General features: G+C 65.9%; 12 protein-coding genes. 2 read left to right on the top strand and 10 right to left on the bottom strand.

The genetic code is table 11. From position 1 onward, the window contains the following. Positions 1-12: 12 nt before the first annotated feature. The 9 genes from ACFV4R_RS00925 to ACFV4R_RS00885 form a co-directional block, all read right to left on the bottom strand. Positions 13-1,077 (bottom strand): hypothetical protein, encoded by a 1,065-nt coding sequence (locus tag ACFV4R_RS00925; protein ID WP_377202747.1) that lies wholly within the window; start codon positions 1,075-1,077, stop codon positions 13-15. After that, positions 1,074-1,481 carry a chorismate mutase gene (locus tag ACFV4R_RS00920; protein WP_015937628.1) on the bottom strand — a complete coding sequence of 136 codons (408 nt, stop codon included), beginning with the start codon at positions 1,479-1,481 and terminating at the stop codon, positions 1,074-1,076. The genes ACFV4R_RS00925 and ACFV4R_RS00920 overlap by 4 nt, the downstream gene beginning before the upstream one ends. A gap of 98 nt (positions 1,482-1,579) precedes the next feature. Continuing rightward, positions 1,580-3,295: an ABC transporter ATP-binding protein gene (locus ACFV4R_RS00915; RefSeq protein ID WP_377202748.1), complete on the bottom strand. Its 1,716-nt coding sequence runs from the start codon at positions 3,293-3,295 to the stop codon at positions 1,580-1,582. Further along, on the bottom strand, positions 3,292-4,305 hold the full coding sequence (locus ACFV4R_RS00910) for an ABC transporter permease (RefSeq protein ID WP_377202749.1): 1,014 nt from the start codon (positions 4,303-4,305) through the stop codon (positions 3,292-3,294). Before ACFV4R_RS00910 ends, ACFV4R_RS00915 begins: the two co-directional genes overlap by 4 nt. A 2-nt stretch (positions 4,306-4,307) precedes the next feature. Then, positions 4,308-5,399, bottom strand: coding sequence for an ABC transporter permease (locus tag ACFV4R_RS00905; protein WP_377202750.1), 1,092 nt, complete (start codon positions 5,397-5,399; stop codon positions 4,308-4,310). A 120-nt stretch (positions 5,400-5,519) separates the two neighbouring features. Continuing rightward, entirely contained in the window at positions 5,520-7,151 is a 1,632-nt protein-coding gene (locus ACFV4R_RS00900; RefSeq protein WP_377202751.1) for an ABC transporter substrate-binding protein, read from the bottom strand. Between the two features lie 269 nt (positions 7,152-7,420). Then, positions 7,421-8,557 carry a tRNA 2-thiouridine(34) synthase MnmA gene (gene mnmA / locus ACFV4R_RS00895; protein WP_377202752.1) on the bottom strand — a complete coding sequence of 379 codons (1,137 nt, stop codon included), beginning with the start codon at positions 8,555-8,557 and terminating at the stop codon, positions 7,421-7,423. Positions 8,558-8,698: 141 nt separating this feature from the next. Then, entirely contained in the window at positions 8,699-9,922 is a 1,224-nt protein-coding gene (locus ACFV4R_RS00890; protein WP_377202753.1) for a cysteine desulfurase family protein, read from the bottom strand. 9 nt (positions 9,923-9,931) lie between these two features. Continuing rightward, positions 9,932-10,639: a helix-turn-helix transcriptional regulator gene (locus ACFV4R_RS00885; RefSeq protein ID WP_377202754.1), complete on the bottom strand. Its 708-nt coding sequence runs from the start codon at positions 10,637-10,639 to the stop codon at positions 9,932-9,934. Positions 10,640-10,725: 86 nt separating this feature from the next. Between ACFV4R_RS00885 and ACFV4R_RS00880 the strand changes: the two genes are divergently transcribed. Then, positions 10,726-11,187 (top strand): hypothetical protein, encoded by a 462-nt coding sequence (locus ACFV4R_RS00880; RefSeq protein ID WP_377202755.1) that lies wholly within the window; start codon positions 10,726-10,728, stop codon positions 11,185-11,187. On the opposite strand, the gene ACFV4R_RS00875 is transcribed toward ACFV4R_RS00880, so the two are convergent. Further along, complete coding sequence (locus ACFV4R_RS00875; RefSeq protein ID WP_377202756.1) at positions 11,184-11,843, bottom strand: hypothetical protein; 660 nt, start codon at positions 11,841-11,843, stop codon at positions 11,184-11,186. The two genes, ACFV4R_RS00880 and ACFV4R_RS00875, sit on opposite strands and share 4 nt — an antisense overlap. 243 nt (positions 11,844-12,086) lie before the next feature. Between ACFV4R_RS00875 and ACFV4R_RS00870 the strand changes: the two genes are divergently transcribed. Further along, complete coding sequence (locus tag ACFV4R_RS00870) at positions 12,087-13,031, top strand: J domain-containing protein (protein ID WP_377202757.1); 945 nt, start codon at positions 12,087-12,089, stop codon at positions 13,029-13,031. The last annotated feature ends 12 nt before the right edge of the window (positions 13,032-13,043 follow it).

Raw genomic sequence — 13,043 nt, 5'->3', positions numbered from 1 at the left:
ACGCGGGCCGCCCTAGCCGAGCGCCTGCTGGTTCAGCCCGTCGGCCACCTTGGTCAGCTGGCCCAGGAGTTCCTGTGCCCGGGACGGGGTGACCGCGGCGAGCCCGGACGAGGGGGTGATCCGGACGCTGCCGATGGCTGCGGCAGGAAGCCCGAGCTGCCGCCACGGGCGCCAAACAGCGTCAACGCAGTCAGCGGTCTTCGTCCTGGCAGTGCCGGCCACGTCCAGCGCACCGATCCAGAGCCGCTTTCCCGCTTCAGCGGCGCCAGCCAGCTGTTCCCACTGGCGGGTGGTCAGCGCCTTGAGCGGCACGGCAATACCGTCGGCACCGGCCGCGAGGATCTGTTCGAACGGCGCCTCCACCTCAGGTACCGCAATAACAGTTTCCACGGCGCCGGCATCGCGTAATGCATCAAGGACGAGGCGCCACGACTCCCGGGCTTCGGAACCCGCCACCGCACGGAGCGTACGGTAGCCACTGGCCGTGGGGATGGTGCCGGCCAGGACCGCAGCGATGTCCGGTTCGTCAAGCTGGACAACCAGCCGGGCTCCGGGCACGGCGGCCGCCACCCTGCCGAGGTAGGTACCCACGCCGGCAGCCAGCGACGCTGCGAGGTCCCGCCGGGCACCGTAGTCGATCAAGGCACGCTCACCGTTGTGCAGGTGCAGGCCCGCGGCCAGGCTCATCGGGCCGACCAGTTGAATCTTGATTTCCGGGGCAGGACTGTCTTCTGCGCCTGCGACATCGGCCAGGATGTTGATGTCCGTGGACAACGCCGAGGCCGCGCGGCGGTAATCCTTGCCCGGCCGGTCCACCAGGCGCCAGCCGAAGGGCTGCACATCGACGGCCAGCTCTTCAAGGAGGGACGCGGTGCGCCCCAAAGCGTCGGAGCCGACGCCGCGGGCCGGGAGCTCCGGGAGGAACGGCAGGTGCGGGCTGCCGAGTTCGCCGCGGATGATCCGCATTGCTTCATAGGGGTCTTCACCAGGCCACTGCCCGAGTGCCGTGGCGGTCACTTCCGTGGGCAGGAGCTGTTCCGGTGCCGGAGCGGAAACCCCCGGGTGTTGGGCGGTCACGCGCGCGTCGGCGCCTGCGCCTGCCGGCCGGTCGCCGCCTGGTGGTCCTCGGCAATGGCTTCGTGGTGCCGGATCACTTCGCCAATGATGAAGTTGAGGAACTTCTCGGCGAACGCAGGATCCAGGTGCGCGTCCTCCGCGAGCCTCCGCAGCCGTGCGATCTGCGCCGCTTCCCTTCCGGGATCGCCCGCAGGCAGGCGGTGGTTGGCTTTGAGGAATCCGACTTTCTGCGTTGCCTTAAACCGCTCGGCCAGCAGGTACACCAGCGTCGCATCGATGTTGTCGATGCTGGAGCGGATTGACAGCAGTTCAGCCATCACCGATTGGTCGACCTGCCCGGCCAGCGAACTGGCGGCGGGGTCAAAATCGTCGGAATCGGAAGAATGGAGGTTGTGCTGCGTCATGCATCCAGTCTATGGGCAGGCAGCGTATTGAACCGGCTGTGAAGCGCCGGTGCAGCGTTTGCCGCACCGGCGCTCCACACAGTGGCCGAACCCCGTGCCTAGAGGCCCAGCAGTGCCCGGCTTTCCTCCCGACGCCGGGCCTGCTCGTCGGGATCGGGAACGGGTAGCGATGCGATCAGGCGGCGGGTGTAGTCGTGTTGCGGGCTTCCCATGACCTGGCTGCCGATCCCCTGTTCCACCAGCTTTCCCTTGTACAGCACGCCCACCCACGTGGACAGGATGTCCACCACCGCGAGGTCGTGGCTGATGAACAGGCAACCGAAGCCGAACTCCTCCTGGATGTCCCGGAACAGCTCCAGGACCTTCGCCTGGACCGAGACGTCGAGGGCCGACGTCGGCTCGTCGGCAATGAGCAGCCGCGGGTTCAGGCTCAGTGCACGCGCCAGGGATGCCCGCTGCCGCTGCCCGCCGGAGAGTTCATGCGGGTACCGTCCCGCATACGACGCCGGGAGCTGGACTGATTCGAGCAGCTCGCCGACGCGTTTGCGCGCCTGCGCTTCACTGGGCCGGGTGTGGATCACCATAGGCTCGGCGATGCATTCCCCGATGGTCAGTTGCGGGTTGAAGGAAGCGGCCGGGTCCTGGAAGACGAAGCCGATGTCCTTGCGGAGTGGCTTGAAGGTCCTTTCCCGCAGGTCCAGCATTTCGTAGCCCAGGACCTTGAGGCTGCCGCCGGTAGTCCGGTTCAGGCCGGCGATGGCCCGTCCAATGGTGGTCTTGCCGGAGCCGGACTCCCCCACCAGCCCGAAAACCTCGCCCCTGGACAGGCTGAAACTGACGCCGTCCACTGCCTTGAAGGCCGGGGTTCCCAGCCTTCCCGGATATTCGATGGTGAGGTTTTTCGCCTCGACCAGCACCTCCTCGTCCTGGTGGCGCCGTTCGGTCAGCCCTTCCGACGCCGAGTTCCGGCCCAGGTGCGGCACGGCGGCCAGGAGCTGCCGGGTGTACTCCTGCTTGGGCTCGGCGAACAGCTTCCGCGCCGGCGCCTCTTCCACGATGTCGCCCCGGTACATCACCACCACCCTGTCGGCCAGATCTGCCACCACGCCCATGTTGTGGGTGATCAGGACGATCGAGGTGCCGTACTGGCCGCGCAGGTCGCGGAGCAGTTCCAGGATTTCCGCCTGGACGGTGACGTCGAGGGCTGTGGTGGGTTCATCAGCCACGATCAGTCCGGGGTTCAGTGCGAGGGCTGCTGCGATGACCACCCGCTGCTTCTGCCCGCCGGAGAACTGGTGGGGGTAGTAGTTCACCCGGTGTTCAGGGTCCGGGATACCCACCTTGCGCAGGGCATCGATGGCCCGTTCCTTGGCTTCCTTTGCTGAGACCCTCTTGCTGCCGCCCTGTCCGGAGTGGGCGCGGATACCCTCGGCGATCTGCCAGCCGACAGTAAAGACCGGATTCAGCGCCGTGGACGGTTCCTGGAACACCATTGCCACGTCCCGCCCGCGGATCTGGCGCAGGCGGGCAGGGCTGAGGCTGATGATGTTGGTGCCGTTGATGAGGACGGCACCGGAACTGGTGGCCGTTTCAGGTAGCAGGCCCAGGATGGTTTTGGCGGTGACGGTCTTGCCCGAGCCTGACTCCCCCACGATGGCCAGGACTTCACCGGCTTTGAGCTCCAGGCTCACATCCTTGACGGCATGAACGTCGCCGGAGTCGGTGGCGAAGGTGACCTCCAGATGGTCGATGCCAAGGACGGTCTTTGTTCCCGGGCCTCCGTTGCCCGATGGCGTGTCCAGGTTTTCGGTCACGGGTTGCTCGATTCTGTGTCAGGTCCCAGGGCAGCCGTGGCGGCCGGGGCCTTGCGGTTCGCCCGCTTGCGGCCGCGGAGGCGGGGATCGTTGAGGTCGTTGATGCTTTCACCCACCAGGGTCAGTCCCAGGACCACCCACACAATGGCCAGGCCCGGGAAGACTCCCGTCCACCAGATACCGGACGTGGTGTCGGCAAGGGCTTTGCTCAGGTCGAAGCCCCATTCGGAGGCCGAGCTGGGTTCGATGCCGAAGCCCAGGAAACCCAGTGCGGCGAGGGTGAGGATCGCCTCGGACGCATTGAGTGTGAAGATTAATGGCAGTGTCCGCGTGGCGTTCCGGTAAATGTGGCGGGTGATGATGCGCAGGTTTGAAGCACCCACCACCTTGGCGGACTCAACGAACGGTTCGGCTTTGAGCCGGATGGTCTCGGCCCTGATGACCCTGAAGTACTGCGGGATGAACACCACGGTGATGGATATGGCCGCTGCCATGACACCACCGAAGAGGCTGGACTGTCCCCCGCTGATCACGATGGCCATGACGATCGCCAGCAGAAGGGACGGGAAGGCATAGATGGCGTCCGCCACCACCACCAGGATCCGGTCAAGCCAGCCGCCGATGTAGCCGCTGACGAGGCCAAGGATGACGCCGGCGAAGATGGACAGCACCACGGCGATGATGATGACCAGCAGTGCCGTTTGGGTTCCCCACATCACGCGGGAGAGGACGTCGTAGCCGCCCACGGTGGTACCCAGCGGGTGTTTGCCGCCGGGCGGCTGCTGGGCGGGAAAGTTTCCGTCGCCGTCAGAGAGTTGGGCGAACCCGTACGGGGCCATGAAGGGGGCAAGCAATGCGGTCAGGAGAAAGACTGCTGTCAGGACAAGGCCCATGATGAGCATCCCGCGCTGCAGTCCTACGCTTTGGCGGACATGCGACACCACCGGGAGCCGAAGGAAGAAGGATGCCCGCGGGTTGGCCACGGGTGCTGGTGCTTCAGTTGTGGACATGGTCAGTACCTCACCCGCGGGTCGATCAGCGCGGCGACGACGTCCACGATGAAGTTGGTGGTGGCGACGATGACTGCCAGGAGCACCACAATGCCCTGGACGGCCACGTAGTCACGGGCCGTGAGATACGTTGCCAGCTGGAAGCCCAGCCCCTTCCATTCGAAGGTCTTCTCCGTCAGGACTGCACCACCGAGCATCACGGCGATCTGCAATCCCATCACGGTGATGATCGGAATCAGCGCCGGTTTGTACGCGTGTTTGGTCACCAGCCTGAACTCGCTGACCCCGCGTGAACGGCCCGCCTCGACATAGTCCTTGCCGAGCGTGCCGATGACGTTGGTGCGCACCAGGCGGAGGAAGATCCCTGCCGTCAGCAGGCCCAGGGCGATGGCCGGAAGCACAGCGTGGGCCATGACGTCGCCCAGGGCGGCCATGTTCCCGCTGCGCAATGCGTCGAGCCAGTAAATTCCCGTGGGAGCCTGGAGCGACGTCAGTGCCAGTTCGGTGGATGTCTTCGCCCGCCCGGCCACCGGCAGCCAGCCAAGCCAGACGGAGAACGTCAGCTTCAGCAGCAGTCCGGCGAAGAACACGGGCGTGGCGTAACAGAGGATGGCGAAGATGCGCAGGACGGCGTCCGGAAGATGGTCCCTGCGCTGTGCCGCCAGCATGCCCAGCGGAATGCCGACGAGGAGCGCCACGATCAGGGCGTTGACGCTCAGTTCCAGGGTGGCGGACCCGTACGTGCTGAGCATTTCGGTGACTTTGCGGTTGTCGGACAACGTGGTGCCGAAGTTGCCGGTCACCAGCTGTCCCAGGTATTCGAAGTACTGCACCAAGAGCGGCCGGTCGTACCCGGCTGCGGTGATCCGCTGCTGCAGCTGGTCGGGTGGCAGCCTTCCGCCCATCGCGGCGGTGATCGGGTCGCCTGTGATCCGCATGAGGAAGAACACCATGGTGACCAGGATGAAAATAGTGGGGAAAATCAGGAGGAAACGGATCAGGATGTACTGGCCAAGTCCCCCGCCGGACGACTTCTTCCTGGCCGGCAACAGGCCGTCGGAATCTTCCGGCGGCGCTTCAATCAATGTGGTCATCGGATTACCTAAAAGCTAAAGCCCGCGCCATTGCTCCCCCACAGGTGGCTGGAGGCGGCCAACGGGGCGGGATGCTGGTGCATCCCGCCCCATTGCCCGCCGTGGGCAGAATTGGCCGGACTACTTGGAGATAACACCCAGGCGGGTCTTGAACGAAGCGTCCAGGGTGGTCTCCACGCCCTTGACGTCGGCACCGGCCACCAGGACCTGGGCCCCCTGGAGCAAGGGCAGGGTGGAGAGGTCCTTGGCAACGGCGTCCTGGGTTTCGCCAAGGATCTTGACGCGCTCGTCCTTGTCTACAGTGGTCAGCTGCTTCTGGATCAAGGCCGCAACGTCGGCGTTCTCGTAGTGGTTCTTCAGGAAGTTACCCGGAACGAAGAACGGGGTGAGGTAGTTGTCCGGATCGGAGTAATCGGGGAACCAGCCCAGCTGGTAGACCGGGTAGGCGTCGGCGGTACGGTCCTTGGAGTAGGTGACCCACTCGGTGGACTGCAGGTTCACGGTGAACAGGCCGGACTTTTCAAGCTGTTCCTTGATCATGGCGTATTCGTCGCCCGAGGAGCTGCCGTAGTGGTCCGGGTTGTACTGGAGCTTGATGGTGACCGGGCCAGTAATTCCGGCGTCGGCGAAAACTTTCTTGGCCTTGTCCAGGCTCGGCTTGCCGCCATCTCCGTAGAGGTCCTTCAGCGGCTGCTTTGCGCCGAGGAATCCTTCCGGGACCACGGAGTAGGCAGGCAGGTACGTGCCCTTGTAGACCTGGGTGGCGATGGCGTCGCGGTCCACGATGTTGGCCATGGCCTGGCGGACGGCCAGGGCCTTTGCGGGGTCGGCCTCGGGGGTCTTTGCGCCGTACGGCATGGTGTCGAAGTTGAAGACGATGTACCGCAGCTCGCCGCCGGGGCCCTTGTGGACCTTCACCTTGGAATCTTTCTCCAGGTCGGCGACGTCCGTGGCGGTCAGCGACCGGCCGGCAACATCTATATTGCCCTGCTGGATATCGAGCTTGAGGTTGTTGGCGTCGGCGTAGTACTTGATGTTGGCGCCGTCGTTGGCGGGCTTGCCAAGCAGTCCCTGGTAGTCAGGGTTCACGCTGAGGCTGATGAGCTCGTTCTTCTTGTAGCTGTCGATGCTGTAGGGACCGGCGAAGGGCTTGGCCTTGACGATGTCGTCGTCGCCCATGACCTTGTCCGCCGGGAAGACTTCCTCGTCGATGATGGGTCCCGAGTTTGATGCCAGGACACCCGGGAAGACCTGGTCGTTTGCGGCCTTGAGCTTGAACACGACTGTGGTGTCGTCAGTCGCCTCAACGGATTCCAGGTTGCTCAGCAGCGACGCCGGGCCGTTGGGGTCCGCGATCTTCACCACGCGGTCAATGGAGAACTTCACGTCGGACGAAGTGAGCGCATGCCCGTTGGCGAATTTCAGTCCGGATTTCAGCTTGACCGTGTACTCGGTGGGGGCGGTGAAGGACGCTGATTCAGCGATGTCCGGCGAGGCGTCGGCACTTCCGGGCTTGGCGTTCAGCAGGAAGGGGTAGATCTGGTTCATCACCAGGAAGGAACCGGCGTCGTAGGAACCCGCGGGGTCGAGCGTGACCACTTTGTCAGTCGTTCCGAGGGTAATCGTGTTGCCTCCGCTGCCGTTCGTGGAGGTACCGCCGCCGCCCGACGGGCCCGTGCAGGCCGTCAGTGCGAGTGCGGAGATGCCTGCCAGCGCGATGGCGCCGTGCAGTGCTTTGTTGCTCTTGGTCATCTCTGAACTTTCTGTCCGATGAGTACCTGCGCGCCGGCCACGAAAAGGCGCATGAGCCCGGGCAGCGGCGCGCAGTGCTGATGGGTAGATTCAATCAGAGAGTAAGCACCCGGGAGCGCCAATCCTGTGAGTTGAGACACAAAATTTACCTTGGGCAACAGATGTTGTCCTCCGGCCTGCCGGTCAGGGGGCGGCAGGGCAAAAGGCGCCGCCCATACTGCGCCGGGCGGCGTCGTGAGGCAGGTGACTGCCCGGCCTGGGAAAATGCCCTAGAGCACTGCTCGCTGAAGCGAGCGGGCGGCGTCGATGGTGGCCTGGCCGAGCACCCGGCTGCCCTGGTACAGGACAACCGTCTGCCCGGGAGCCACGCCTCGCAGCGGGTCAGTCAGCGTGACCACAAGCCGAGCCGGTGCGTCCGCGGCGTCGGGATCCGCTGCCATCCGCGCACGCGCCGGCACGGGGTCCCCGTGGGCCCGGACCTGCGCGTAGCAATCGAATTCCGCGCCGGTTTCCACTTCACCGATGGGCAGTCCGGCCCAGGATACTTTGATGCCCTGGATCTCATCAATGGCCAGCAGCGCCTCAGGACCGACCACCACTTTGTTTTCCTTGGGCCGGATCTCCAGCACGAAACGGGGTTTGCCGTCAGCGGCCGGGCGTCCAAGCTTCAGGCCGCGGCGCTGCCCTACCGTGAAGGCATTGGCGCCGGGGTGCTCGCCAACCTTTGCGCCGGTTTCGTCCACGATGTCCCCAGTGGCCATGTCGATCTTTTCGGCGAGCCAACCGGCGGTGTCGCCGTCGGGGATGAAGCAGATGTCGTGGCTGTCAGGCTTGTTGGCAACCGACAACCCCCGGCGCTCAGCTTCCGCACGGACCTCGGCCTTGGAGGGCGTGTCCGCAAGGGGAAACATCGAGTGCTTGAGCTGCTCGTGGGTCAGGACGCCCAGCACATAACTCTGGTCCTTGGCCCAGTCCGCGGCCCGGTGAAGCTCGCGGTTCCCGTGGGAGTCTTCGATGACCTTGGCGTAGTGGCCGGTGCAGACGGCGTCAAAGCCCAGGGCGATGGCCTTTTCGAGAAGCGCTGCGAACTTGATCCGCTCGTTGCATCGCATGCAGGGGTTGGGGGTGCGGCCCGCAGCGTATTCGTCGATGAAGTCCTGGACCACATCTTCTTTGAAGCGCTCCGAGAAATCCCACACGTAGTAGGGAATGCCGAGTACGTCGCAAGCACGCCAGGCGTCCCGCGAGTCTTCAATGGTGCAGCAACCCCGGCTGCCCGTCCGCAGCGTACCGGGCATCCGGGACAGCGCCAGGTGGACGCCGACGACGTCGTGGCCCGCCTCGACGGCGCGGGCGGCTGCAACGGCGGAATCAACGCCGCCGCTCATGGCTGCTAAAACTCGCATGCTGGCTTTCTGGTGGAGGTATTCGGCTCGTGGCCCGGGGCGGACCGCCGGCACGTGCCGGAAAACGATCCTCGCCTATCTATTCTACGGCCGGCCGCAAATCGCCGCCCTTGCGCGCCCGCGGCCGGTAACGGCACCCGGTCAGCGGATGTTACGGCGGGCCACCGTTGCGGCCGTCTGGATGGAGGATTCATGGCCGGCCATCCCCGCCTGCCGTGCACGGGCGCAGGCATCCGGAAGCGCCGCCAGCAAGGCCTCCACGTCCGCTTCCGTGGACGCGTGGCCGAGGGTGAAGCGCTGCGCACCACGTGCGGTTTCCTCATCCAGCCCCATGGCCAGGAGGACGTGCGAGGGGCGTGGCACCCCGGCGGTGCACGCCGAACCGGTTGAGGACTCCACCCCGGCGAGATCCAGCAGGAACAACAGCGAATCGCCTTCACAGCCCGGGAAGGTGAAGTGGGCATTGCCGGGGAGCCTGCCGTCGCCGGGCGCACCCCGAAGGACCGCTTCCGGCACCCGCTCGCGGACGCCGTCGATCAGCCGGTCCCGAAGGGCGGCGATCCGGCTGGACTCCGCGGCCAGGGCAGTGGTGGCCCCCTGGGCAGCAGCGGCAAAAGCGGCGATCGACGCGGTGTCCAGGGTTCCCGAGCGGACATCGCGCTCCTGGCCGCCTCCGTGCTGTACCGGGGTCAGTTTGACTGCCCGGCCCAGGAGCAGCGCACCCACGCCCACCGGCCCGCCGATTTTGTGGCCGGACACGGACATGGCGTCCAGTCCCGAGCCCTTGAAGTCCACCTCTACCGAGCCGAAGGCCTGGACGGCGTCCGAATGGACAGGAACGCCCGCTGCGTGGGCCATCTCGACAATCCGCGAAACGGGCTGGATGGTCCCCACTTCGTTATTGGCCCACATCACGGTCACCAGGGCGATGGATCCGGGGTCCCGGGCAAGTTCGGCGCGGAGGACGTCCAGGTCCACTACGCCGTGGCTGTCTACAGGCAGCCACGTCACGGCGGCGTGTTCGTGCCGCTCCAGCCATTCCACTGTGTCCAGTACTGCGTGGTGTTCGACGGCGGAGCAGAGGATTCTCCGCCGCGCAGGATCCTCTGCCACCCGGGACCAGAACAGGCCTTTGACGGCGAGGTTGTCGGCCTCCGTGCCGCCGGAAGTGAAGATGACTTCGGAGGGGTGGGCGCCGGCGGCAGCGGCCACCAATTCCCTGGCGTCCTCGACAGTGCGGCGCGCCCGCCGCCCTGAGCCGTGCAGTGACGACGGGTTTCCGGTACGGGCCAACTCGCGCGTTAAAGCGGCCAGCGCTTCGGCGGAAAGTGGGGTGGTGGCGGCGTGGTCGAGGTAGGCGGACACGCTGCAATTCTATCCCCGGGGCGTGACCGCCCCGGGCTGCTGTGTACCCGCAGCTGTATCTGCAGTGATCCTGGCGCAACATCCTCCCGGGACGGCGGCGGCCGCCACATCGTCCCCGCTGCCTCCGCAGGCCAGCGCGGCGCCGCGCAGGAAGGCTCCGTTCATGACGCAGACTACGTCCCGGTACTCCTGGGACAGCCGGTGGAACGGGCAGTTCGGCAACGTATAGCCGCCGCGCCCGTCCGGAACGGGCCGGTATCCGGTGGACGTCAGGAAGTCCTCCAGCGAGGCGGCGCCGCCGGCCTGGTCGTGGCCCACCGTAAAGGCAACCTCCCGAAGCGCATCGCCCACGGCCTCCCCCGTGGTTTGCGCCCGCTCAATGGCCGCAGCAAGGACTTCTCCGGCAAGGTCATAGTTCCGCTCGGGAACCGAGGCCGAAACTTCCCGGGCAGCGGGCCGGTACATCTTGGCCGGGCGGCCCGATCCCGGCCCGGTGCGCTCGGGCGGCTTGTGGAATTCAACGGACAGGAGGCCGTCCTGGACCAGCCGGTCCAGGTGGAACGAGGCTGTGCTCCTCGGTACGCCGGCCGCGCCGGCCACCTCATCGCGTCCCAGCGCGTGCTGGGCGGCTGCGACGAGTTCAAAGATCCGGAGCCGCTTGTCGTCTGCCAGCGAGGCGAGGGCTGCCACGCGGCGCACCCAGGGAAGCCTGCCCATAATCCACCACTTCCATAGTCAAGATCTCTTGATTATAGACCCCGATATTTCTAAAATAGTGAAATCTACTTTTAGAAGGAGTTGCCATGAAAACTTCATCAACCACCCGCACCCATCACCTGACGGCCGTTGATCCGGCGCGGCAGGCCTTCGTGCTCCTGCACACGGTGTTCACCGTTGCGCCCATCCTGTTCGGCCTGGACAAGTTCACGAACGTGCTTACGGACTGGACCATCTACCTCGCCCCGCAGGCCACCGCCGTGGTGCCGCTCCAACCCCAGGCCTTCATGTACGTGGTGGGTGTCGTGGAGGTGGTGGCGGGCATCGCCGTCGCAGTGCGCCCCCGCTTCGGATCCCTGCTCGTGGCCGCATGGCTGGCCGGCATCATCATCAACCTCCTCGTCCTGGGAAGCTTCTTCGACGTTGCCCTTCGCGATTTCGGCCTGCTGGTGGGTGCACTGGCCCTCAACCGCCTGGCGCAATGGAGCAGCAGCGCCCAGCGGAACGGAGCGTCCCGGCAGGAGCAGGCAGCGCCGCGGACCGCTTAGTTGGACGGTGGCAGGACCGGCAGGAACTTTACGACGTCGCCACGTGCCGACCCCAAGGATGCGGTATCAGGGCAGGACACACTGACGTAGACCGAAGAACCTGCAGTAGCAAACAGCCGGGCCAGGATTGCCGTGGCCCGGCCGCCCTGCGGAACGGCGGGCTCCAGCGCCAGTACCTCGACGGTACGGGCGGGCGCGTCAGGATCGCCGCCCCACCGCAACTTCTCCGTCTTGAGGTATTCCGGCAGGATGGTGGGATCCAAGTATTTGAAGAGCGCCACTGTGGATTCGCGGTCGTCGCCCTTGGCCAACGCCGCCTGGTTGCCCCTGACCTTCGCCGCCACCAGGCAGCCGTCCGCCTTCAGATATTGGCTTTCACCGGCGACGTTGTCCTTGACCTGCTTCCACCCAGGGGCCTCCTTCAGGCCGTCCGCCAGCCCCACCGGAACACCGCGCGCCAGGATGGCGCCGGCGCTGAAGGGAAGGTTCTGCGCAGCCACGGCTTCAGCGTCATGGCCTGGAGTGATACTGGGGGTGGCCAGCGCCGACGGAGTCTGCACCGGTTCAGGAACGGACGGATCGCGGACATCCACGCTGCACCCCGCCAGCAAGGTACCCACCACTGCGGCTCCGGCCGCGAGCGCCTGCAGCGGCACCCGCCGAGGCCTTACGCGCGCAGCCCTGTCCGCCGTCGGTATCTCCATCTCCACCCCAGTCAGTTCCCGGACGGCCGCCCCGGCCGTGCCCCCACGAGTCTAAACTCCAGGGCGCCGGGAACCGGAGCCACACGGACAGACGTTGAGAGAACAGGGTCCGCGGCCGTCCCACAAGGAAAGTCGCTGGCTAGACTGGGCAGGCCGGATTCCCGCGGACCGGCCGACGGAGAAAAGGATGAGTGTTTGACTGAGGGCAACAGTTCCCACTACCAGGTCCTCAAGGTGGCCGTCACTGCCACCGACAAGGAAATCAAGCTGGCGTACCGCCGCGCTGCCCGCTCTGCCCATCCGGACCAGGGCGGCGATGCCGCGATTTTCCGACAGGTGACAGCAGCGTATGAAACCCTCATCGATCCGCAGCGCCGCAGGGCGTACGACCGTTCCTATGCGGCAGGCTCCTTCCAGAACGGCTCAGCGGACAGTGGTCCTCATTTTGACGCTCCGCCTGCCGGCAGCCGGGCCTCCGCTACTGTCCACCGCCAGCCCGGGACGCGCAACACCGCCGGCGACCCGCCCGTTTATGTGCCGCCCTACGACGACGGCGGCATGGTTCCGCTGATTCCCCTTGCCCAGGCAAGCCAGCAGGTCCACGGCATGCCGCGTAAACGGGGCATCTTCGGCGCCGAAGCCAGGATCCAGCGCGAAATGCGCACGGTACAGCTCCTCACCCGGCAGGTGCTGCCGGCCATCCCGGCCGCCAGGCTGATCAACGGCCTCCTGTCCCCTGCGGACAACAGCCATATCGATCACGCGGTCCTCTCCGGCTACCGGCTGGCGCTGGTGGGTTCCATGCTGCTTCCCAAGGGCGCCTACGCGTGGGACGGCCGGACGCTGAACCACGGAGGGCGTGCCATCGCACCACCGCAACTCGGGCAGGTAGTGCGCGCCATGCAGGATATCTTCCCGGAGCTGAACGTGACGGGCTGGACGGTGGTCCACAGCCCAGGCGGAAACCTGCACGAACCGGTGATTGACCAGCACCGGCGATCAGCGGGAGAACTTGAAACTGTCAGGATCGTGAACGCTGCGGGGCTGACCCGGGGGCTCAAGGAGTTCCTGTCCTCCGGCCCGGCCCCCAACACCGTGAATGTTCCGGTCCTTGCCCGCCTCCTGCGCGGAATGCACTGACTGCGGTAGCTA

The organism is Pseudarthrobacter sp. NPDC059871 (genome assembly GCF_042731175.1).
GTDB lineage: Bacteria > Actinomycetota > Actinomycetes > Actinomycetales > Micrococcaceae > Arthrobacter.
This window is presented reverse-complemented; position numbering and strand designations above follow the sequence as displayed.

Coding starts and splice junctions, on each gene's coding strand:
- ACFV4R_RS00920 (WP_015937628.1), bottom strand. CDS start 1,481: ATGACGCAGCACAACCTCCATTCTTCCGATTCCGACGATTTTGACCCC.
- ACFV4R_RS00910 (WP_377202749.1), bottom strand. CDS start 4,305: ATGTCCACAACTGAAGCACCAGCACCCGTGGCCAACCCGCGGGCATCC.
- ACFV4R_RS00905 (WP_377202750.1), bottom strand. CDS start 5,399: ATGACCACATTGATTGAAGCGCCGCCGGAAGATTCCGACGGCCTGTTG.
- ACFV4R_RS00900 (WP_377202751.1), bottom strand. CDS start 7,151: ATGACCAAGAGCAACAAAGCACTGCACGGCGCCATCGCGCTGGCAGGC.
- mnmA (WP_377202752.1), bottom strand. CDS start 8,557: ATGCGAGTTTTAGCAGCCATGAGCGGCGGCGTTGATTCCGCCGTTGCA.
- ACFV4R_RS00885 (WP_377202754.1), bottom strand. CDS start 10,639: ATGGGCAGGCTTCCCTGGGTGCGCCGCGTGGCAGCCCTCGCCTCGCTG.
- ACFV4R_RS00880 (WP_377202755.1), top strand. CDS start 10,726: ATGAAAACTTCATCAACCACCCGCACCCATCACCTGACGGCCGTTGAT.